The organism is Brevibacterium sp. NPDC049920, assembly GCF_040656435.1.
Lineage (GTDB): Bacteria > Actinomycetota > Actinomycetes > Actinomycetales > Brevibacteriaceae > Brevibacterium > Brevibacterium pityocampae.
Genome location: NZ_JBFAMF010000015.1, coordinates 39,449 through 59,268, shown reverse-complemented (window position 1 = coordinate 59,268; position 19,820 = coordinate 39,449). Strand labels below are relative to the sequence as shown.

Below are 19,820 nucleotides of genomic sequence, written 5' to 3'. Positions count from 1 at the left end.
CGAGGCCACACATTTCGCCGAGAACCAGACCATCGGCAACGCAGCCTGAATACAGAACAACCGTTCAGCCTCAACTAAACCCGGGATTTGACACTCCGCCCAACTGCGCGGTATCCGAAACCGAACACGCAATTGCGCGGTGATCACCGGATACCGCGCAGTCGGCTCGTGCTCGACCCCACCGATGTGCGGTGCACGTGTGGAATCCCTGCTCACGGCTGCGACTCCTCGCCTGTGGAACGAGCACCCGTATCCACATCGCCGTCGCCGCACTTCCCGTCGCGCTCGACCGCACGCACCATCGGCGCATGTACAACGTCTTCACGTATCGCGACATCGCCCATCACCCCTCGGCTGAACATCGCATCCGAACCGCGCTGTCCTGCTGCATCGACCGCCTGTCGCACGGAGTCTTCGAAGTCATCTCGCAGTGCGGTGTCCCTGGGCATCGCCCGTTCGGGTACTTCGTCGACGACCCGGGAGGTCTGCGCCCGCGCGGATCCGCGGTGGGCACACCCCGCAGCAGCGACCCGCGCTGGCGGCGTTACCTCCGACAGCGCCACCTCGGCTGGGTGCTCGCCCACGAATCGCTGTGTCCGGATGACACGGTGAGCCACCGCTCCGCTGGTCTGCTTCTCGGGATTCCGTACATCGGCCCGGAGCCGAACCGCATCGAGCTGGTCAACCCCGGCGCAGCCGCAGCGCGAGATCGATCCACCGGCGCCAGCGCATCGTGGACGCTGCGCACACGATGTCCATCATCGAGGTCCTCGCTCACCGATCACCCGCACTCGACGATCAGACAGCCGCCGAGGCGCCCGCCCTGCCGGCGCCGCCAGTACCAGCCCCCGATAACCCGGGAACCACCGGGACGCCTGCCCCGGATCGCTCAACAGTGAGGGTCGTGGCGACCGGCTCTGCGGCGGCCATTCACGGGCCCGGCCCGGCGACGGCGGCCATCCGGTCCACGGGTGCATCGATACGATCGCTCTCGCCGCAGGCGCCTTCGACCGAATCAGGATCCGCAGCGACGGCCGGTGCCGATCGGATGATCACCACACGAGCGCGCACCGTGGTCGACCTGGCTCGCGACAGCGGCATCCAGACCGGTGTCGTCGCGCTCGACGCCTTCCTCGACCGCGGCGAACGCGTCGGTGCTGCGGACCGGCGCAGGGGCGAGTTCCCGCCGGAGCCCGAGGCGATCGCAGCCCGCAGGGAGACGCTCGCTGAGATCATCGAATCGACCGGCCACGGTCCCGGGCGTCGTCGACTCCTCACTGCATTCGAGTGGGCGACCGGGCTCGCCGAATCACCGGCGGAGAGCTTGGCCACTGTGGGGTTCCACCACCTCGGCGTCGAGGGAGTCCAGCAGCAGGTGTGGATCGAGGATCGGCACGGGTTCCGCGTCGCGCAGGTGGACTTCCTGCTTCAGAGCAGACGACTGGTCATCGAGGTCGACGGGCTGGGCAAGTACGCGTCCGCCGCGGATCCCAACCTCATGCGGCGCGACGTCCTGCTCGACGAGAAGGAGCGCGAACAGCGCATCCGCGAATGCGGGTACACGGTCGCGCGACTCACGTGGGCCGACGTCATCGATGTCCACCGGTTCCGCCGCGCGCTCATGCGCATGGGCCTCCTGTGAGTGCTGTAGGTTCGGGGCGCCGGCGGCTCGGCGACACCCGACTGCGCGGTATCCGAAACCGAGCGCGCAATTGCGCGGCGCCCTTCGGATACCGCGCAGTTCGATGACAGGACCACGCCCGCGCCACCGCCCGCGCCGACGGCTCCGCCCGGGTCGGCTGAACGACCCGGCTCACCCCGCCCACCTGCGGCGCAAGGTGAACTCTCGCTTCGGCACCACCCTGGCCGGCGCTTTCGGGGGCACACTGGAAGCACGCACCGTTCCCGAGCAGGAGGATCGCCATGGATTTCATCAACGGACAGCCCTGCTGGGCCGGGCTCAGCACACCCGAGGTCGACGCCTCGGTGACGTTCTACCGCGAGGTCTTCGGCTGGGACATCGAATCCCAGGGACCGGAACACGGCGACTACCGCATCGCATCCGCGCGCACCGACTCCGGACCGGTCGCCGTCGCCGGCCTCGGCGCTGCGATGGACGACACCTCGCCCTCCGACGCTCCGGCGCACCACGACGCCGGGTCCCAGCGCTCCGTCTGGCACCTCTATCTCCACTTCGACGACATCGAGCAGAGTTTCGACGAGGCACTCCACCTGGGCGCCACCGCGATCATTGAGCCGACCGACGTCGGTGAGCAGGGCACGATGGCGCTGCTCCACGACCCCGCCGGCGCGGTCATCGGGCTGTGGCAGCCCGGCACGCATCGCGGGTTCGGGGCGGCCGCCCAGCCCGGCTGCCCTGCCTGGTTCGACCTGCACACCAAGGACTTCGACGCGGCCCGGGCCTTCTACAGCCGCTGGCTCGGCGTCGAGTTCGAGCAGCCCGAGGGATTCCCCTACACCTATGCGAGCGCGAAGGGACCCGAGGGCGACTACCTGTTCGGGATGATGGACGTGTCCCAGGTGTACCCACCCGAGCAGCCGAGCACCTGGAACACGTGCTACCTCGTCGACTCCGCCGGTGACACGCTGCGCCGCGCGGTCGACCTCGGCGCGTTCGCGATGATGGATGCCGACCCCTCGCCCTACGGCTTCATCTCCGCCTTCGCCGACCCCCGGGGAGCCACGATCTTCGCCATCGGCGGCAAGTGACCGGCGCGGGGAGACCGATCTAAGCACCGCGCGCGGTCGCAGATCCTGCACGGAGCGCGAACCACGGGGTGACATCGAGCACGGACTGCGCGGTATCCGAATGCGACCGCGCAATTGCGTGCTCGGTCTCGGATACCGCGCAGTTCGCGGTGCTGAGCGGGCTCAGCGCCCGGGGGTGAAGTGCAGGGCGCCGAGGGCGGGCACGGTGACCTCGGCGGAGGCGTCGAAGCCGTTGAATCCCCCGGGCTCGCCGTCGATCCACCCCATGTTGCCCACGTCGGAGCCGCCGTAGGCCTCGGCGTCGGTATTGAGGCGCTCGGTCCACACCCCGCCGAACGGCAGCGGGATGCGGTAGTCGCTCAGCGTCCGCCCGGAGAAGTTCACCACGCACACGAGCGGCTCCCCGGAGGTCGACCAGCGGACGAAGGACAGCACGGAGTTCCCGGAGTCGGCCCCGTTGAGCCACTGGAACCCGGCATGCACCCCGTCCTGCTCCCACAGCGCCGGGGTGTCCTGGTACAGCTGATTGAGGTCGGCCACGAGCCGCTGCACCCCGCGGTGGCCGGGGATGTCTGCCACCCACCAGTCGAGGCCGTGCTGCTCGGACCACTCGGCCTCCTGGCCGAACTCCGAGCCCATGAACACGAGCTTCTTGCCCGGGTGCGCCCACTGGTACGCGAAGAAGGAGCGCACCCCGGCGAGCTGCTGCCAGCGGTCCCCGGGGAACCGGGCGAGCAGCGAGCCCTTGCCGTGGACCACCTCGTCGTGGGAGATGGGGAGCACGTACTGCTCGCTGAAGGCGTAGACGAGCGAGAAGGTGATGTCGTTGTGGTGCCAGCTGCGGTACATCGGGTCGCGTCCGATGTAGCCGAGCGAATCGTGCATCCACCCCATGTTCCACTTGAGGTCGAAGCCCAGTCCGCCGCCGGACGTCGGTGCGGTGACACCGGGGAACGCGGTCGACTCCTCGGCGATGATCGCGACCCCGGGGTGCTTCTTGCCGACCGTCGCGGTGACCTCCTGGAGCAGCGCGATCGCGTCGAGGTTCTCCCGCCCGCCGTGCTCGTTGGGCAGCCACTGGCCGTCCTCACGCGAGTAGTCGAGGTAGAGCATCGAGGCGACCGCGTCGACGCGCAGCCCGTCGATGTGGAACTCCTCGATCCAGTACAGCGCGTTCGCGACGAGGAAGTTCCGCACCTCGGGCCGGCCGTAGTCGAAGATCAGCGTGCCCCAGTCGGGGTGCTCGCCGCGCCGCGGGTCCGGGTGCTCGTAGAGCGGCTCGCCGTCGAACCGGGCGAGCGCGAACTCGTCCTTGGGGAAGTGGGCGGGCACCCAGTCGAGGACGACTCCGATCCCGGCCTCGTGGAGCGCATCGACGAGGTGACGGAACTCGTCCGGGGAGCCGAACCGGGAGGTCGGGGCGTAGTACGAGGTGACCTGGTACCCCCAGGAACCGCCGAAGGGGTGTTCGGCGACGGGCATGAATTCGACGTGGGTGAAGCCGAGCTCGGACACGTAGTCGACCAGCTCGCGGGCGAGCTCCCGGTAGCCCAGGCCCAGGCGCCAGGAGCCGAGGTGGACCTCATAGGTGGCCATCGGGCGGTCGGCCGGGACCGAGGCGTCGCGCGCGGCGATCCAGCCGGCGTCGCGGAAGGTGTACTCCGAGTCGGCGATCACCGAGGCGGTGCCCGGCGGCACCTCGGCGGCCCGGGCGAGCGGGTCGGCCTTCTCCACCCAGCGGCCGCCGAGGGTGAGGATCCGGAACTTGTAGATCTCGCCGGTGCCGAGGCCGGGGACGAAGATCTCCCACACGCCGGTGGCACCGAGCGAGCGCATCGCATGAGCACGGCCGTCCCAGCCGTTGAAGCTCCCGATCACCTGGACCGCGCGGGCGTTCGGTGCCCACACGGCGAAGCTCGTGCCGGAGATCGCAGGGCCGCCGAGCCCGTCGTAGGTGCGGCGATGCGCGCCGAGGACCGTCCACAGCTTCTCGTGGCGTCCCTCGGAGATGAGGTGGAGGTCGAGCTCTCCGACGGTGGGGAGGAAGCGGTAGGGGTCGTCGGTCACGACGGGGCCGGAGCCCCAGTCGATCGACAGCCGGTAATCGGGGACGTCGGCCCGGGTCAGGCGGGCCTCCCAGACGCCGCTGCGCACGTGTTCGGCAGGGATGTGCTCGCCGTCGACGACTACGGCGACGGAGTCGGCCATGTGGGCGACGGTGCGCACGACGACGTGCTCCGCGTCGAGGCGGTGGGCGCCGAGCTCGCGGTGCGGGTCGTAGTGCGCTCCCGCTGCGATCGTGTCGAGCAGTTCGGGGGTGAGTTCGCTCATGGTTCCGTCGTCCTCCTGTGCGCGGATCCGCGTCTGGGGTGGTCCGCGTCAGCGGTCGAATCCGAAGCGCGGCGGGGCGGGCGGCCGCGCCGGCATCGGGGGCGCGGCGTCCACCGTCGGGTCGGTGTCGGGGCGCGAAGGTGCGGGCGGCTCCGCGACCTCCAGGTCGAACTCGTCGTCCGGGTCGTCGGGGTCCGCCGTCATGCCGACGAAGGCTCCCGGCACAGGGTCCGCGGGTGCGGGTGCCGGAGCCGAGGCGGGAGCCGGCTCCGGAGTCGCCGTGTCCGAGGCAGGGGCCGTGTCCGAGGCAGGGGCCGCGTCCGAGGCAGGGGCCGTGTCCGAGGCCGGGGCCGGCTCCGGACCCCCGGCAGGCACGGGATCCGCGCCCGAAACAAGCTCCGGGTCGACGTTCTCGACCGGTCCGGGACCCGGCTCAGCTGACGCCGGCTCCCCACCGGGTTCCTTCGTGGGAGCCACCTCGCCTGCGACGGCCGCCTTTACAGGGGCCGCATTCGCGGAGATCCCCTGCGAGGCCTCCGCCTGCGTGGGAGTCTCCCCCCGGGTGCGGTCCTTTTCGGGCGGGATGACGGGAACCTGGTCCACCGAGGCCTGCGAGAACTGCTCGGCGCTGACCTCCGCGGCGGTGGCCGGGGCGGCCCAGGCGCGGGCGGCGCCCTCCTCGTCCGCGGTGGGCACGTCGTGCTCGAGCCGGCCGCCGAGCAGCAGGGTGAGCGTCGCGAGCGGGACGATGAGCCAGGTGGGGCGGTTGCGGAGCTCGGTGACGACCTCGACGAGGAGGCGGTCGACGAGCACCGCGCGCAGCACCGGGTCGTGGAGGCCGACGGAGGCGTTGACCGCGTGCGAGTAGCCGGTGAGGAGCGAGTTCTGCGCCTGCGAGGACCACAGGTACTCCGGGGAGTCGACGACCTCCTGCATGGACTCGCCCGATTCCTCGAGGCCGGAGAATCCGAGCACCACGGGCTGCGCGTCGAGCTCGAGGGCGCCGGTGCGGCGGAGCCGGGCGTAGCCGGCGGCGTAGTCGATGCTGCGGAGCAGGGCGACGAGGTCGATCGCCGGGGGCTTGGGGAACTCCTGCGTGTCCTCGGAGAAGTTCACCACCCGGAAGCCGGCAGCGGGGCTCGTCACCACCTGGTTGAGGGTGAGCTCCCCGTGGATCCGCTGCAGTCCGCCCAGCGTCGTGAGCTCGCCGAGCGCATCCCGGTGGGCGCGCAGGCGGGTGCCGAGAGATCCGAGGGCGAGCGGAGCCCGGGCGAGCGCCCAGTCCACCCGCTCCTGCCACTTCTTCACCCAGTCCGCGGTGGGTTCGCCGGTGCTGCGCACAACGCCGAACTCCGCAGCGAGGTCGAGGTGGAGTTCGCCCACCCGGGCGCCGAGCGCCATCGCCCGCTTGTTGTAGGAGCCGAGCGAGCCGGAGTCCACGGTGCAGGCGATCTCGACGGCCTCGCGCCAGGCGGGCTGCGATTCGCGCTCGGTGCGGCTGAGGATCGCCAGGGGGGCGCTCTGGGTGTCGAGGTCGGCGGCGTCGAACCAGCGGCCGGCCGACCAGCCGATGACCTCGGGCACGGCCCCGGATTCGGCTTCGGTGAGTGCGACCGGGATCCGCACCGCGGAGCTCAGACCAGGGCGGATGACGCGGAAGAAGGTGAGCACGCAGGGTTCGGCCGGGTCGTCGATGACGACGCTCGACTCGTTCGTGCGGCTGTCGATGAGCCCGAGCCGGATGACCTCGGAGTGGGCCAGGAGCGACTCGAGATCGCCGAGCCGGGTGAAGGGGTGCTCGTGCTCGCCGACGCGATCGGCCTGCACCTGACCGCCCTGGAACCGGTGACCGGTCGCCATGGCCTGAGCGTAGGCGAGGACGAACACGGGGTCGGCGGTGCCGTCGTAGACGTAGCAGCGGCCGAGCGTGATGTCGTCGACGGTGCCGATGAGATGCGGACGGAGCGCGTAGTCCTCCTGCGTGCGGAACGACAGGGGGATGTTGAGGCGGCGCAGGGTGCGGCCGTCGCCCACGGAGATGATCGCCTGGTGGCCCTGCACGGTGCCGAACGCCCGCAGCGGACCGGGGGTGGGCGAAGCGCCGGCGGCCGGGAGCTGCGCCGCCGGTTCCGGCTGCGGCGTGCGGTTGTCGATGATGCGGTAGTGCTCGGTCTCGGTGCCCGCACGCCCGGCACCGGTGCGCGGGGAGTCGGCGCGTCCGGGGTCGGTGCGGTCGGCGCTCGATCGTTCGGCGAGGGGCGCCTCGGCCGCGGAGCCGCCTGCCGGATCCGCGTCCGGCGATACGGTCCCGGGGGCGTCGTGGTTCGCACCCGCGACCGCGTCGGTGTCGAACTCGAAGAGCTGGGTGACGGACATCGGGGTGATGTCCGGGTCGGCCCCGAGCTCGGTCTCGAGCTTGGGGAACCACCCCTGGCGCGGCAACCACGAGGAGAGCAGCTGCTCCAGATCACTGCTGATGGCCACCGATGTCCCCCTTGCCGTTGAAATGCCTGCCCCCACTCTAGCGAAGGCGACGGCGCACGCGGACGAACGCGCCCCGCGACCTGCGGATTCGCCTGCCCGGTCCGATCATGGGAACGAACCCCCCTGCGGCCCACGCTCGGTCGTGCAGCCGGTTCGGCGCCCCGCGGCCGGCACCCATCCCTGCAGCCGGATCCGGGCCCCTCGGCCGGCTCCCTTCCCTGGGGGCGGGCACCGACCGGCGGCCGGCGCTCAGTCCTGCGGCCAGCGCACCTCGAGGATGTGGGCGGGCTCGTCGCGCGGGTCGAGGCGGACGTAGTTGTCCGCGCCCCACGTCCATGTCTGCTCGGTGATGAGGTCGTGGGCCTCGAACTCCGTGGCCGTGCGGGAGGCCGGCAGCGGCACCGGCGGGTGGTACTCGACCTTGCCCTCGGGGTGCTCGACGTCGTCGGGGGCGATCGTCGTGTGGCCGGGGGGTGCCTCGGTGAAGAGGGAGAACGGCCGCAGCGCGTCGAGATCGAGGTGGACCATGGTCTCCCGGGTGGCATGCGGGTCGACGTTGAGGACGACGATGAGGACGTCCTCGCCGGTGCGCTTGGAGAACACGAGCACCGCATCGTCGTCCGAGGTGTGGAAGGTGATGTTGCGCAGCTCCCCGAGCGCCGCGTGGGCGCGCCGGATCGCATTGAGCCGGGTGACGTAGGGCGCGAGCGACCGGCCCTCGGCGAGCGCCCCGGCGAAGTCGCGGTCCTTGAACTCGTACTTCTCGTTGTCGATGTACTCCTCCGCCCCGGGCCGGGCGACGTGCTCGTAGAGCTCGAAGCCGGCGTACATGCCCCACAGCGGGGACGAGGTGGCCGCGAGCGCCGCACGGATCCGGAAGGCCGCCGGCCCGCCGTACTGCAGGTACTCGGTGAGGATGTCCGGAGTGTTGACGAAGAAGTTCGGGCGCAGGAACGCACCGGTGTCGTCGCGCAGCTCGGTGAGGTAGTCCTCGATCTCCTCCTTGGTATTGCGCCAGGTGAAGTACGAGTACGACTGCTGGAAGCCGGCCTTGGCGAGCGACTGCATCATCGCCGGACGGGTGAACGCCTCGGCGAGGAACACGACGTGGGGGTGGTCGGCGTTGACCTTGCGGATGAGCCACTCCCAGAAGCGCAACGGCTTGGTGTGGGGGTTATCGACGCGGAAGATCGTGACGCCGCGGGAGATCCACAGCCGCACGATCCGCAGGATCTCCTTGCGCAGGCCCTTGTAGTCGTTGTCGAAGTTGAGCGGGTAGATGTCCTGGTACTTCTTGGGCGGGTTCTCCGCGTAGGCGATGCTGCCGTCGAGCTGGGTGGTGAAGTACTCGGGGTGCTCCGTGGCCCAGGGGTGGTCGGGGGCGGCCTGGAGCGCGAGGTCGAGCGCCACCTCGAGGCCGAGCTCGTGGGCGCGGGTCACGAAGTGCTCGAAGTCCGCGACGGTGCCGAGCTCGGGGTGGATCGCGTCGTGGCCGCCGGCCTTCGACCCGACCGCCCAGGGCGAGCCCGGGTCCTCCGGACCGGCCGTCAGCGTGTTGTTCGGGCCCTTGCGGTTGACCTCGCCGATCGGGTGGATGGGCGGCAGGTAGATGACGTCGAATCCCATGTCCGCGACGCGCTGCAGGCTCTCCGCGGCGGTGCGGAGAGTGCCCGAGGTCCAGGTCTTCGACTCCGGATCGTAGTGCGCCCCCTCGGACCGGGGGAAGAACTCGTACCAGGCGGCATTGCCGGCCAGCGGGCGGGAGACCAGGAGCGGCAGCGGCGCGGAGCGGGAGATGAGCGAACGGATCGGCCGGCGCGTCATGAGCTCGAGGAGCGCGGGGCTGAGCGCGCGCTGCAGGCGTTCGAGCGGTTCGCCGTGGGAGGACTCGAGGTGCCCGAGCGCCTCCTTGAGGATGTCGCGGTCGCGGGCCACCCGGCCCGGCGCCTTCCGGTAAGCGTCGAGGAGCTCGACCCCTTCGGCGAGCATGAGCTCGACGTCGGTGCCGGCGGAGATCTTGATCTCGGCGCGGTGCTTCCAGGTGGCGAAGTCGTCGCCCCAGCCCTCGATGACGATGTGATGGAGGCCGGTGGCCCGCGGCACGACGAAGCCGGAGTAGCGGTCGACGTCCTCGATCGTGTTGAAGAGCAGTGAGCGGTGCACCTCGCGCCCGGTGTCGTCGCTGAGCACGGCGTTGACGCCGATGATGTCGTGACCCTCGCGGAACACCGTGGCGGCGACGGGCACGGTCTCGCCGACGATCGCCTTCGCGGGGAACACGCCGCCCTCGACGAGCGGCTGCGGGTCGAGGATCGGGATGCGGGAGAAATGGGTGCTCACGTGCGACACGTTAGGACGGCTCATGGTCATCACCCTAGCGGCGCGATGAATGCGGTGTGAATGCCTCCGGGCCGGTGGTGGGGTCGGTCCGTGGGCCGGTGACGGCGAGCCCGGCGCGGCTCGACTCGGCGCCGTCCCGTCCCGGCACCGTCCCGACCCGGCGCGGCTCGATCCGGCGCCGTCCCGCCTCGGCGCCTGCCGACCCGGTGCCGTCAGCCCCGCGGTGCCGGCACGACGAGGACGGGGCACACCGCGCGGGCGAGGACGGCGCGGCTGACGGAGCCGAGCAGCAGCCCGGCGAACCCGCCGCGACCCCGGCTGCCGATGACGACGAGCGAGGCGGTCCGGGTCGCCTCGCCGATGACCTCGGCGGGCAGCCCGTCGTAGAACCGCCATTCGACCGGCAGGCCGGGGTGGGAGTCCGCGACCGCGGTGGCGATCTCCTTGAGGCGGCCGACCGCGGCACCGCGCACCCGGGGTGCTTCGAGCAGGGGCCGCTGGCTGCGGGTGGGCACCCAGGTGCTCGATTCGACGCCGAGTGCGAGGGCGGAGACGAGGGCGAGCCTGCGGCCGGCCTCCTCCGCCCAGTCCGCGGCCCGCTGTACGAGGTCGCTGCGCGTGTCGCCGGGGTCGACGGCGAGCACGATCGCACCGGCGAAGTCGAGGTCGGGCGGGACCGGCGAGGTCCCCGCGGCCGGGGCAACGGAGGCTTCCGGAGCGCCGGAACGCCCGCCGGCGGCGGAGGGTTCGGCAGTGTCCGGTGTGCCAGAGGCACCGGGATCTTCGGCAGGGGCAGGCGCGGGCACCTCGGCCTCGGGTGAGCGGGCGCGGAGCTCGGCGGTGATCGCGGGCACCGGCTCGCCGGCGACTCCCTCGACCTCGGGGGCATCGGCCGCCTGAGCCGGCTCGCCGGTCCAGGCCTCGGGCACGACGAGGACCGGACAGCGCGCATGGGACACGAAGGAGGAGGACACGCTGCCCATGAACCGCCCGCCGAACGGGGTCCGGCCGCGCTTGCCGACGACGCCGAACACCGCGTCCTCGCTCGCCCGCATGAGGACGCCGGCCGCATCCCCCTCGCGGATCTCGAGCCGGGTCCCGACGCCGGCGTCCGCCGCGCGGGCGACGAGCGGGTCCGTCGCCTCACGGATCCGGGCCTCGACGGCCCGCCGGAACTCCGCGCGCTCGTCGGCGACGGCGGGGTCGGTGGGATCGACGTAGGAGAACGGGTAGGTGAAGGCGCCGACGAGCTCGATGTCGAGGTCGCGGCTCGACGCGATCCCGAGTGCGATGTCGAAGGCGCGCGAGGCGTTGAGGGAGCCGTCCACGCCGACGAGGGCCGCAGCCCGCGCAACAGGGTCAGGGGTGCCGGCCGCTGGTTCCCGGCCGGAGGTGTCCGGTGCCATGATGCTCCTCCTCGCGGCATCGCCATCGGTGCCTCCCGACAAGGGTACGTGCCGGATCCGCAGCCCCGTCGAGTGGTCCACGTCACCGTCACCGCGTTCTCACACCGTGGACCTGCGACCCCTCGGCGGACCCTCGGCGGCTCCTCGTCCGCTCCCGAGCGCGCCTCGCCCGCACCCTGCCGGCACCCCCCGCCGATCCCACAGTGCGAGCGGACGTTGTCCGAAGGTTGGTACTGACCGGGTGCGAGGGCCACAATGGTGGGGTGCTCATCAACGAAGCGACGACCAGCGAGCTCGTCACCGCGACCGAGGTGGAGGCCGCCGCCGCGCGCATCGCGGACTCCGTGATCACCTCCCCCCTCCATGTCTCGGAGCGCCTGTCGGAGGCGACCGGGGCCACGGTCTACCTCAAGCGCGAGGACCTCCAGGCGGTCCGCTCGTACAAGATCCGCGGGGCCTTCAACTTCATGCTCCAGCTCACCGCCGCCGAACGCGCCCGCGGCGTCGTGTGCGCCTCGGCCGGCAATCACGCGCAGGGCTTCGCGCGGGCCTGCAACGAGCTCGACATCGCCGGTGTGATCTTCGTGCCCAAGACCACCCCGCGTCAGAAGATCGACCGGATCCGGCACTTCGGCGGGGAGGACGTCGAGGTCGTCATCGACGGCTCGACCTACGACGACGCCTCCGACCTCGCCAAAGTGTGCGCCGCCCGCACCGGGGCGCTGCTCGTGTCCGCGTTCGACGATCCGCGCACGATCGCCGGGCAGGGCACGATCGCAGCCGAGATCCACGCCCAGCTGCCCGCTGAGCCCGACGCGATCATCGTGCCGGTGGGCGGCGGCGGGGTGCTCGCCGGGATCGCCGCCTACGCCGCGGAGCACATGCCCGACACGACGGTCATCGGTGCCGAGCCGGAGGGTGCCGCCTCGATGATCGCCGCGCTCGCCGCGGGCCTGCCGGTCACCCTCGAGGACATCGACTCGTTCGCCGACGGTGCCGCGGTGCGCCGCGCCGGCGAGATCACCTTCCGGATGATCCAGGCGCTCGGCCTGCCGATCGAGCCGGTGCCCGAGGGCCGGACCGCCTCGGAGATGCTCGACCTCTACCAGGTCGACGGCATCATCGCCGAGCCCGCCGGGGCGCTCGCCTCGGCGGCGATCGGCGCACCCGGTTCGGCCGCCCCGATCACCGTGCGCCCGGGGTCGACCGTCGTGTGCCTGGTGAGCGGCGGGAACAACGACATCTCACGGTATTCGGAGGTCCTCGAGCGGTCCCTCGTCCACGAGGGCCTCAAGCACTACTTCATCGTGAACTTCCCGCAGGAGCCCGGCGCGCTGCGCCGCTTCCTCGACGAGGTGCTCGGACCCGACGACGACATCGCGCTGTTCGACTACGTCAAGCGCTCCGACCGGGAGACCGGCCCGGCATTCGTCGGCATCACCCTGGGGCGTCCGGACGATCTGGCCGGCCTGCTCGAGCGGATGGACGCCTCGCCGCTGCAGATCGAGAAGGTCCCCCAGGACTCCCCGCTCTTCCGCATGTTCGTCTGACACCTCTCAATTCTCGACGGTTCCTGAGAGCGATTCCGCGATTCTTTGCACGGTCACGCCCGGCATCGCCACCCCCGGATCCGCTCCGGTCACACCCGGCACCGCACCCTCCGGATCCGCTCCGGTCGCCCGAGCCCCGGACGCCTCCGAGCCGCATCCCGGCCGCATCCCGTTCGCTCCCGGACGGTTCCGGGGCAGTTCCCGGGCAGCCGGCCCTGCGCCGCGTCCCCATCTGTCGCTAGGCTGAGGACATGTTCGCAATCACGATCCCGAATCCCGGCGGGCCCGCCGCCCTGGTCCTCGACGAGGCGCCGGTCCCGGACCTGGCACCCGGCTCCGTCCTCGTCAAGGTCCACACCGCCGGTGTCAATCGCGCCGACATCCTCCAGCGGCAGGGCCATTACGACCCGCCGGAGGGCGCGACCCGGATCCCCGGGCTCGAGGTGTCCGGCACGATCATCGAGCTCGGCGCCGAGGTCACCGACTGGGAGGTCGGCCAGCACGTGGCGGCCCTCCTCACCGGCGGCGGTTATGCGGAGATCGTCGATGTGCCGGCCGGGCAGCTGCTCCCCGTCCCGGAGAACCTCACCCTGCAGGAGGCCGCAGCCCTGCCCGAGGCCCTCTGCACCGTCCATTCCAATGTCTTCGCCGCCGCCCGGCTCCTGCCCGGCGAGTGGCTGCTCGCCCACGGCGGCGGCTCCGGGATCGGCACCGCGGCGATCCAGCTCGCCAGGGCACTCGGTGCCAAGGTCGCGGTCACCGTCGGCTCCCAGCGCAAGGCGGACTTCTGCACCGAGCTCGGTGCGGACGCCGTCATCAACTACCGCGAGGAGGACTTCGTCGAGCGCATCCGCGCGATCACCGCAGCGGACCAGGAGGCGGCCGGTGCGAGGCCGGGCGCGGACGTCATCCTCGACCTCATCGGCGCGAAGTACCTCGAGCGCAACATCAAGGCGCTGTCCGACGACGGCCGGCTGATGATCATCGGCCTGCAGGGCGGGGTCAAGGCCGAGATCAACCTCAACGCCCTCATGCGCGCCCGCAAGTCCGTCATGGGCACCACGCTGCGCGCCCGCCCCGGCCGCCAGAAGGCCGCGATCGTCGAGCAGGTGCGCCGCGACGTGTGGCCGCTCGTGGCCGACGGCACGATCAAGCCGATCATCCATTCGGTGCTCCCGCTCGCCGACGCGGGCGAGGCCCAGCAGCTGCTGGAGAACGGCGACAGCATCGGCAAGGTCCTCCTCGATGTGGAAGGTGTGCGATGACGGACGAGACGACCGGGCAGCCCCGGCAGAACGCGCCCGAGGCGCCCTTCACCACCCCCGCAGAGGCGCCCCGGCCCGCGGCCGAGGACCGGCTGCCGGATCCGGCAGCCGACCCGACCGAGACCGACCAGCCGTCCGGCGCGCACACCCCCAGCGACGCCGGTGACACCGGCTCCTCCGAATCCGGGGACGCCGGTTCCGGGAACGCCGGCCCCGACGGCGAGGACGACGACAGCGGCGAGGTCGCGGTCTCCGAGCCGGGCAAGGTCATGCGCATCGGCACCATGGCCAAACAGCTCCTCGAAGAGGTGCGGAACATGGAGCTCGACGAGGCCGGGCGGGCGCGCCTGGCCGAAATCTACCGGCGCACGATCGACGAGCTGTCCGAGGGCATGTCCTCCGAGCTCGCCGATGAGCTCAAGCGCCTCAACCTGCCCTTCGACGGCGAATCCGCACCGACGGCGGGCGAGCTGCGGATCGCGCAGGCGCAGCTCGTGGGCTGGCTCGAGGGCCTGTTCCACGGCATCCAGACCGCGATCATGGCGCAGCAGGCGCTCGCCCAGCAGCGCGGGGGCAACGCCCAGGGCGCGCTGCCCCCGGGCATGGTCGTCGTTCCCCAGGGCGGCGAGGGTCGGTCCTCCGGGAACCCCAAGGACGACGGCCACTCCGGGACCGGCAACTACCTCTGAGCCGCGATGGGGATCTGGGATCGGCTGTCCCGTGCGCTGCGCGGGGCGGCCCGCAACCATGCGGCGGATCCGACCGGAGCCCTGCGCAGCACAGCGGGCGGACGCGGCCGGGCCCGGGGCGCCGAGCGTCCGGGCGGTGCCCGCGCTGCTGATGCCCAGGGCCTCGATCACCGGCTCGGGACCGGTCTGTGGCGGCAGCACCACGACCGCTTCCTGCGCGCCGTCGACCGGTTCTACGCGATCGCCGTGGATCTCCATTCCACGGCCGGGTCCGTACCCGGGGAGGCGGACGCACCGGTCACCTCGGCGACGGAGTCCGCTGAGATCATCGCCCAGCAGACGCTCGTGCTCAACGGGCTCGCGGACCGGGTCGGTGCCCTGACGGAGACCGTCCACGCGCGCTTCCCGCTCGACGGCCTGGTCGTCCCCGCCGAGGTGCGGGCCCGGGTCGGGCAGCTGCCCGCACTCCTGTCGAAGGCCGCGGCGAAGACCGCCGAGGCGGGTCAGGCCGCGGCGATGGCGCGAGCCGCGCTGCGCTCCGGCACCGACCCGCTGCCCGCCGCCCGCTCCGCGCGCTCCTACGCCACTGATGCCATCACGCTAGTCGACGCCTGCGAAAGGGCACTCCACCATGACTGATCTCTCGGCCCCGGAGCAGGCGCACGCCACCGCACTGCCGGACCCGGCAGCGCGGGCCCCTGCCGGCGTCCGGCTCATCGCGAGCGATGTCGACGGCACGCTCCTCCACGACTGGCAGCCGATCCCCGCGCCCACCGTGGCCGCGATCAGGGACTGCCTGAGTGCCGGCATCCCGTTCGTCCCCGTCACGGGCCGGCCGCTGCGCTGGCTCGCCCCGATCCACGCGACCGTGCCGGAGCTCGGCCCGGTGATCTGCGCGAACGGCTCGATCGTCTACGACCTGGCGCAGGCCCGGGTGCTCACCGCGCACACGGTCGACGGCGCAGTGCTCCGGGATTTCGTCGGGCTGGTCCGCGAGCGGATGCCGGCGGCCGTGCTCGGCTTCGAGACGCTGACCGGGCTGCTCCTCGAACCGGGGTTCCGGACCCGCTTCCCCGCGGACGCCACCTGGATCGACCCGGCGGACAGCCCGGAAGTCCGCGACGTCGTCAAGGTCATCCTCCGCACCGGGTCCCGGGACTCCGACGCGATCCTCGCGCAGGTGCGCGAGGTCATCGGCCCGGTGCTCCACGCCACGCATTCCAATCCGCGCAACGGACTCGTCGAGCTGTCGGCGAACGGCGTCACCAAGGCCCGGACGCTCGCGGCATGGTGCACGGAGGCGGGGATCACCGCCGATCAAGTGGCGGCGTTCGGGGACATGCCCAACGACATCGAGATGCTCGAGTGGGCGGGGCACAGCTACGCGATGGCGAACGGCCACCCGGACGCGCTCGCGGCGGCGGACGGCATCGCACCCGCAGTGCTCGACGGCGGGATCGCCGAGGTGCTCCGCACCATCGCCGCCCGCCGCTGAGCAGTCGTCAGAGCTCGAAGTACTCCTCGAGCGCGGTCGCCAGGCCGTCGTCGACGACGGAACCGGTGACGACATCGGCGACGCCCTTGAGCTTGTCGCCGGCCTGGCCCATCGCGATGGCGTGGCCCACCCATTCGAGCATCTCCATGTCGTTGGAGCCGTCGCCGGCTCCCACCGTATGCTCCTGTGCGATGCCGAGCTCGCGAGCCACGATCTGCAGTCCGCTCGCCTTCGAGACCCCGTCCGGGGCGATGTCGAGCCAGTTGCTCCAGCCCACCGCGTAGGTCACGCCGTGCAGGCCGATCCGTTCGACGGCGGCGGCGAACTCCTCGTCAGTGCCCTCGAGCTCGCGCATGACGATGCGTGTCGCGGTCTTGGTGGTGAGCTCCTCGAACGGCACCGTGCGAAGGTTGGTGATCGAGGCGAGCTCGCCCTCAGGGAAGTTGCCCGATGCCCAGCGGGTGAGCTCGGTGTCCTCGACCATGTAGAGCGCGGTCGGCAGCACCTCCGACATCCGGCGCAGCGCGGGCTCGGGGTCGAAGCTCTCGACGTGGAAGATCTCCCAGCCGTCCTCGAGGTCCTGGCTCAGGCGGGTGATCACCGAGCCGTTGGAGCTCACGACGAATCCCTCGACGAGCCCCAGTCGGTTGGCGACCTCATGGGAGCCGCTCACCGCGCGACCGGTGGAGATGACGACGTGATGTCCGGCCTCGGCGACCCGGGTGATGGTGTCGCGGACGCGCTCGGTCATCATGTCGTCGTAGTCGACGATGGTGCCGTCGACGTCGAGGGCCACGATGTGCGGTTTCATTCTTCCTCCGGTTCAGGGGATCAGGCGTGCACGGGCCCGTCGGGGCCGTAGGCGGTCATCCCGCCGAGGTAGGGCTGGAGCGCCGCCGGGACGCGCACGGTGCCGTCGGCCTGCTGGTGGTTCTCGAGCAGCGGCACGAGCCAGCGGGTGTTCGCCATGGTCCCGTTGAGGGTCGCCACCGGACGGGTGGTGCCCTCCGGCCCGCGCTCGCGGATCTTGAGGCGGCGCGACTGGAAGGTCGTGCAGTTCGAGGTCGAGGTGAGCTCCCGGTAGGTGTCCTGGGTGGGCACCCAGGCCTCGCAGTCGTACTTGCGAGCGGCGGAATCGCCGAGGTCGCCGGCGGCGATATCGATGACCCGGTAGGGCAGTTCGCACTTGGCGAGCATGTCCTCCTGGAGCGCGAGCATCCGCTGGTGCTCGTCCTCGGCCTGCTCGACGGGGACGTAGGAGAACATCTCCACCTTCTGGAACTGGTGGACGCGGATGATGCCACGGGTGTCCTTGCCGTAGGAGCCGGCCTCGCGGCGGTAGCACGAGGACCAGCCGCCGAACCGGATCGGGCCGTCGGATAGGTCGATGATCTCGTCCTTGTAGTACCCGGCGAGCGCCACCTCGGATGTGCCCACGAGGAAGAGGTCGTCCGCTTCGAGGCGGTAGATCTCGTCTGCGTGCTCGCCGAGGAACCCGGTGCCGGCCATGATCTCCGGCTTGACGAGGGTGGGGGTGATGACGGGGATGAACCCGGCCTGCTGGGCGGCGTCGATTGCCATGGTGAGCAGCGCGAGCTCGAGCCGTGCGCCGAATCCGGTGAGGTAGTGGAACCGCGCGCCAGAGACCTTGGCCCCGCGCTGGGTGTCGATCGCCTTGAGGCTCTCGCCGAGCGCCAGGTGGTCCTGCGGCTCGAAGCCCTCCGCGGCGAAGTCCCGCGGAGTGCCCTCGCGGCGCAGCTCCACGGAGTCTTCCTCGCCACCGGGCGGCACCCCGTCGATGATGAGGTTGGGCAGCTTGGCGACGAGAGAGTCGAAGGCGAAATCGGCCTCGTCGGATTCCGCCTGGAGCACCTTGACGGAATCGGACAGGGTCTTGGCCTGCATGACGAGCTTCGCCTTGGCCTCCTTGTCCTTCTCCTGGGCGACGGTCTTGCCGAACGCCTTCTGCTCGGCGCGGGACTCCTCGAACGCGGCGAGCGCCCGGCGCCGGGCGGAATCGGCGGCGAGGACCTCGTCGACGAGCGACTCCTCCGCGCCGCGAGCGCGCTGGGAGGCCTTGAATGCCTCGGGATGGTCTCTGAGCTGCTGGATGTCGATCACGATTCCAGCCTACATTCCGGCGCGGACACGGGGTGACCCGCTCGGGGCGCGCCGGTGGTCGGGCCAAGAAGTCAGCGGGCGGCGGAGCGGGCCGCCCGCCTGACCGTGACGTCAAGGCCCCCTGCATCCGGACCGACCTGCATCCGGCACGCAGGCCCAGCGGCTAGATTGGTCACATGGACACCGGAACCGATCTGCTCATCGGCATCATCATCGTCGTCGTCATGCTGCTCGTCGGTCTGGGGGTCGGCCTCGCGGTCGGCCGCCGCTCCTCGGCCTCCCGCGGCGGGGACGGCAAGGGGCGCGACCGCAGGGTCGACCTCGCCGGCGGTGCCCAGGACCTCACGCCGATGACGAGCGCGGACGAGGATTCCGGTCAGGAGACCGTCGTCCCGCCCAAGCCGCGCGTCGCGATCATCGTCAATCCCTCGAAGCCCGATGCCGCCGGCCTCGAGGCAACCGCCGGGGCCGTGTGCCGGCAGGAGGGCTGGGACGCCCCGATCATGTTTGAGACCGAGGTCGAGGACCCCGGCTGCACGATGGCCCGACAGGCGCTCGAGCAGCAAGTCGACCTCGTCGTCGCCGCCGGCGGCGACGGCACCGTGCGCGCCGTGGCCGAAGTGCTCGCCGGGACCGGCGTCCCCATGGGCGTCGTGCCGATGGGCACCGGCAACCTGCTGGCCCGGAACCTCGACATCGTGCTCGGCCGACCCGAGTGGGCGCTGCGGATCGCGCTGTGGGGCGAGGACACCGCCGTCGACGTCGCGCACGCGCAGATCGAGCCCGGCGGCAAGGACCACGCGTTCATGGTCATGGCCGGCCTGGGCTTCGACGCCGCAGTCATGGCCGACACCGATTCCGACCTCAAGTCCAAGGTCGGCTGGCTCGCCTATCTCGAGGCCGGCAGCCGCAAGCTCGTCGGCACGCGCACCAAGGTGCGTGTGACCGTGGACGGCGGGGAGCCCTTCACCGAGAAGATCCGCTCGGTCGTCGCCGGCAACTGCGGCAAGCTCCAGGGCGGCATCACCCTGCTGCCCGAGGCCGAGCTCGACGACGGCATCCTCGACGTCATCGTCATCGCCCCGAAGAACGCCGTCCAATGGATCGGCGTCGCGGCGTCGGTGCTCGGCCGGAACAAGCGCAAGGGCCTCCACACGGAGATCCACCGGTGCAGGGAGATCATCATCGAGTCCGAGGAGGAGATCGAGGTGCAGCTCGACGGGGACGCCGTCGGCTCGTCGACCTACCTCGCGATGCAGGTCGAGGAGCATGCGCTCACCATGCGCACCGCGACCCGTCAGCAGAAGCGGGCGATCCGCGCCGAGGGCTGGCCGATCCCCGTCGGATGATCCGGCCCCGGCGGGTGCCGGTCGGGTGAGCGCGGCACCGATCCGAGCAGGACTCGGCCT

At 71.3% G+C, this 19,820-nt stretch carries 15 protein-coding genes and 1 pseudogene; 9 read left to right on the top strand and 7 right to left on the bottom strand.

The window, feature by feature from the left end:
• On the bottom strand, positions 1–216 hold a 216-nt coding region (locus AB0I45_RS12960; RefSeq protein WP_360318710.1), incomplete at its 3' end, for a hypothetical protein.
• 92 nt (positions 217–308) lie between these two features.
• Between AB0I45_RS12960 and AB0I45_RS12955 the strand changes: the two genes are divergently transcribed.
• From AB0I45_RS12955 to AB0I45_RS12945, 3 genes are all read left to right on the top strand, one after another.
• Complete coding sequence (locus tag AB0I45_RS12955; RefSeq protein WP_360318707.1) at positions 309–899, top strand: hypothetical protein; 591 nt, start codon at positions 309–311, stop codon at positions 897–899.
• A 149-nt stretch (positions 900–1,048) separates the two neighbouring features.
• Entirely contained in the window at positions 1,049–1,642 is a 594-nt protein-coding gene (locus AB0I45_RS12950; RefSeq protein ID WP_360318704.1) for a hypothetical protein, read from the top strand.
• 281 nt (positions 1,643–1,923) lie between these two features.
• On the top strand, positions 1,924–2,730 hold the full coding sequence (locus AB0I45_RS12945) for a VOC family protein (protein ID WP_247425617.1): 807 nt from the start codon (positions 1,924–1,926) through the stop codon (positions 2,728–2,730).
• A 162-nt stretch (positions 2,731–2,892) separates the two neighbouring features.
• Here AB0I45_RS12945 and glgB read toward each other — a convergent pair.
• The 4 genes and pseudogenes from glgB to AB0I45_RS12925 form a co-directional block, all read right to left on the bottom strand.
• Positions 2,893–5,028, bottom strand: a pseudogene (gene glgB, locus AB0I45_RS12940) (1,4-alpha-glucan branching protein GlgB); the annotation flags it as partial.
• An 81-nt stretch (positions 5,029–5,109) separates the two neighbouring features.
• Positions 5,110–7,545, bottom strand: coding sequence for a hypothetical protein (locus tag AB0I45_RS12935; protein ID WP_360318700.1), 2,436 nt, complete (start codon positions 7,543–7,545; stop codon positions 5,110–5,112).
• Between the two features lie 249 nt (positions 7,546–7,794).
• Positions 7,795–9,909 carry an alpha-1,4-glucan--maltose-1-phosphate maltosyltransferase gene (locus AB0I45_RS12930; RefSeq protein WP_360318697.1) on the bottom strand — a complete coding sequence of 705 codons (2,115 nt, stop codon included), beginning with the start codon at positions 9,907–9,909 and terminating at the stop codon, positions 7,795–7,797.
• 188 nt (positions 9,910–10,097) lie between these two features.
• A complete protein-coding gene (locus AB0I45_RS12925; RefSeq protein WP_137318216.1) occupies positions 10,098–11,291 on the bottom strand; it encodes a universal stress protein in 1,194 nt (397 codons plus the stop codon).
• A 263-nt stretch (positions 11,292–11,554) separates the two neighbouring features.
• Between AB0I45_RS12925 and ilvA the strand changes: the two genes are divergently transcribed.
• The 5 genes from ilvA (at position 11,555) to AB0I45_RS12900 (ending at position 16,290) form a co-directional block, all read left to right on the top strand.
• A complete protein-coding gene (ilvA, locus tag AB0I45_RS12920) occupies positions 11,555–12,841 on the top strand; it encodes a threonine ammonia-lyase IlvA (RefSeq protein WP_360318694.1) in 1,287 nt (428 codons plus the stop codon).
• A 251-nt stretch (positions 12,842–13,092) separates the two neighbouring features.
• Positions 13,093–14,106: an NAD(P)H-quinone oxidoreductase gene (locus AB0I45_RS12915; RefSeq protein ID WP_295690357.1), complete on the top strand. Its 1,014-nt coding sequence runs from the start codon at positions 13,093–13,095 to the stop codon at positions 14,104–14,106.
• A complete protein-coding gene (locus AB0I45_RS12910; protein WP_295690359.1) occupies positions 14,103–14,795 on the top strand; it encodes a proteasome activator in 693 nt (230 codons plus the stop codon). Before AB0I45_RS12915 ends, AB0I45_RS12910 begins: the two co-directional genes overlap by 4 nt.
• Before the next feature lie 6 nt (positions 14,796–14,801).
• A complete protein-coding gene (locus tag AB0I45_RS12905; RefSeq protein ID WP_295690360.1) occupies positions 14,802–15,434 on the top strand; it encodes a hypothetical protein in 633 nt (210 codons plus the stop codon).
• Positions 15,427–16,290 carry an HAD family hydrolase gene (locus tag AB0I45_RS12900; RefSeq protein ID WP_295690362.1) on the top strand — a complete coding sequence of 288 codons (864 nt, stop codon included), beginning with the start codon at positions 15,427–15,429 and terminating at the stop codon, positions 16,288–16,290. Before AB0I45_RS12905 ends, AB0I45_RS12900 begins: the two co-directional genes overlap by 8 nt.
• A gap of 7 nt (positions 16,291–16,297) precedes the next feature.
• Here AB0I45_RS12900 and AB0I45_RS12895 read toward each other — a convergent pair whose 3' ends face one another.
• Positions 16,298–17,101, bottom strand: coding sequence for an HAD family hydrolase (locus AB0I45_RS12895; protein WP_137318221.1), 804 nt, complete (start codon positions 17,099–17,101; stop codon positions 16,298–16,300).
• 20 nt (positions 17,102–17,121) lie between these two features.
• Complete coding sequence (gene serS / locus AB0I45_RS12890; RefSeq protein WP_345030405.1) at positions 17,122–18,411, bottom strand: serine--tRNA ligase; 1,290 nt, start codon at positions 18,409–18,411, stop codon at positions 17,122–17,124.
• Between the two features lie 176 nt (positions 18,412–18,587).
• On the opposite strand from serS, the gene AB0I45_RS12885 reads away from it, so the two are divergent.
• Positions 18,588–19,760, top strand: coding sequence for a diacylglycerol kinase family protein (locus tag AB0I45_RS12885; RefSeq protein WP_345030408.1), 1,173 nt, complete (start codon positions 18,588–18,590; stop codon positions 19,758–19,760).
• Positions 19,761–19,820 lie beyond the last annotated feature (60 nt).

Coding starts and splice junctions, on each gene's coding strand:
- AB0I45_RS12955 (WP_360318707.1), top strand. CDS start 309: ATGTACAACGTCTTCACGTATCGCGACATCGCCCATCACCCCTCGGCT.
- AB0I45_RS12950 (WP_360318704.1), top strand. CDS start 1,049: ATGATCACCACACGAGCGCGCACCGTGGTCGACCTGGCTCGCGACAGC.
- AB0I45_RS12945 (WP_247425617.1), top strand. CDS start 1,924: ATGGATTTCATCAACGGACAGCCCTGCTGGGCCGGGCTCAGCACACCC.
- AB0I45_RS12930 (WP_360318697.1), bottom strand. CDS start 9,909: ATGAGCCGTCCTAACGTGTCGCACGTGAGCACCCATTTCTCCCGCATC.
- AB0I45_RS12925 (WP_137318216.1), bottom strand. CDS start 11,291: ATGGCACCGGACACCTCCGGCCGGGAACCAGCGGCCGGCACCCCTGAC.
- AB0I45_RS12915 (WP_295690357.1), top strand. CDS start 13,093: ATGTTCGCAATCACGATCCCGAATCCCGGCGGGCCCGCCGCCCTGGTC.
- AB0I45_RS12910 (WP_295690359.1), top strand. CDS start 14,103: ATGACGGACGAGACGACCGGGCAGCCCCGGCAGAACGCGCCCGAGGCG.
- AB0I45_RS12905 (WP_295690360.1), top strand. CDS start 14,802: ATGGGGATCTGGGATCGGCTGTCCCGTGCGCTGCGCGGGGCGGCCCGC.
- AB0I45_RS12900 (WP_295690362.1), top strand. CDS start 15,427: ATGACTGATCTCTCGGCCCCGGAGCAGGCGCACGCCACCGCACTGCCG.
- AB0I45_RS12895 (WP_137318221.1), bottom strand. CDS start 17,101: ATGAAACCGCACATCGTGGCCCTCGACGTCGACGGCACCATCGTCGAC.
- AB0I45_RS12885 (WP_345030408.1), top strand. CDS start 18,588: ATGGACACCGGAACCGATCTGCTCATCGGCATCATCATCGTCGTCGTC.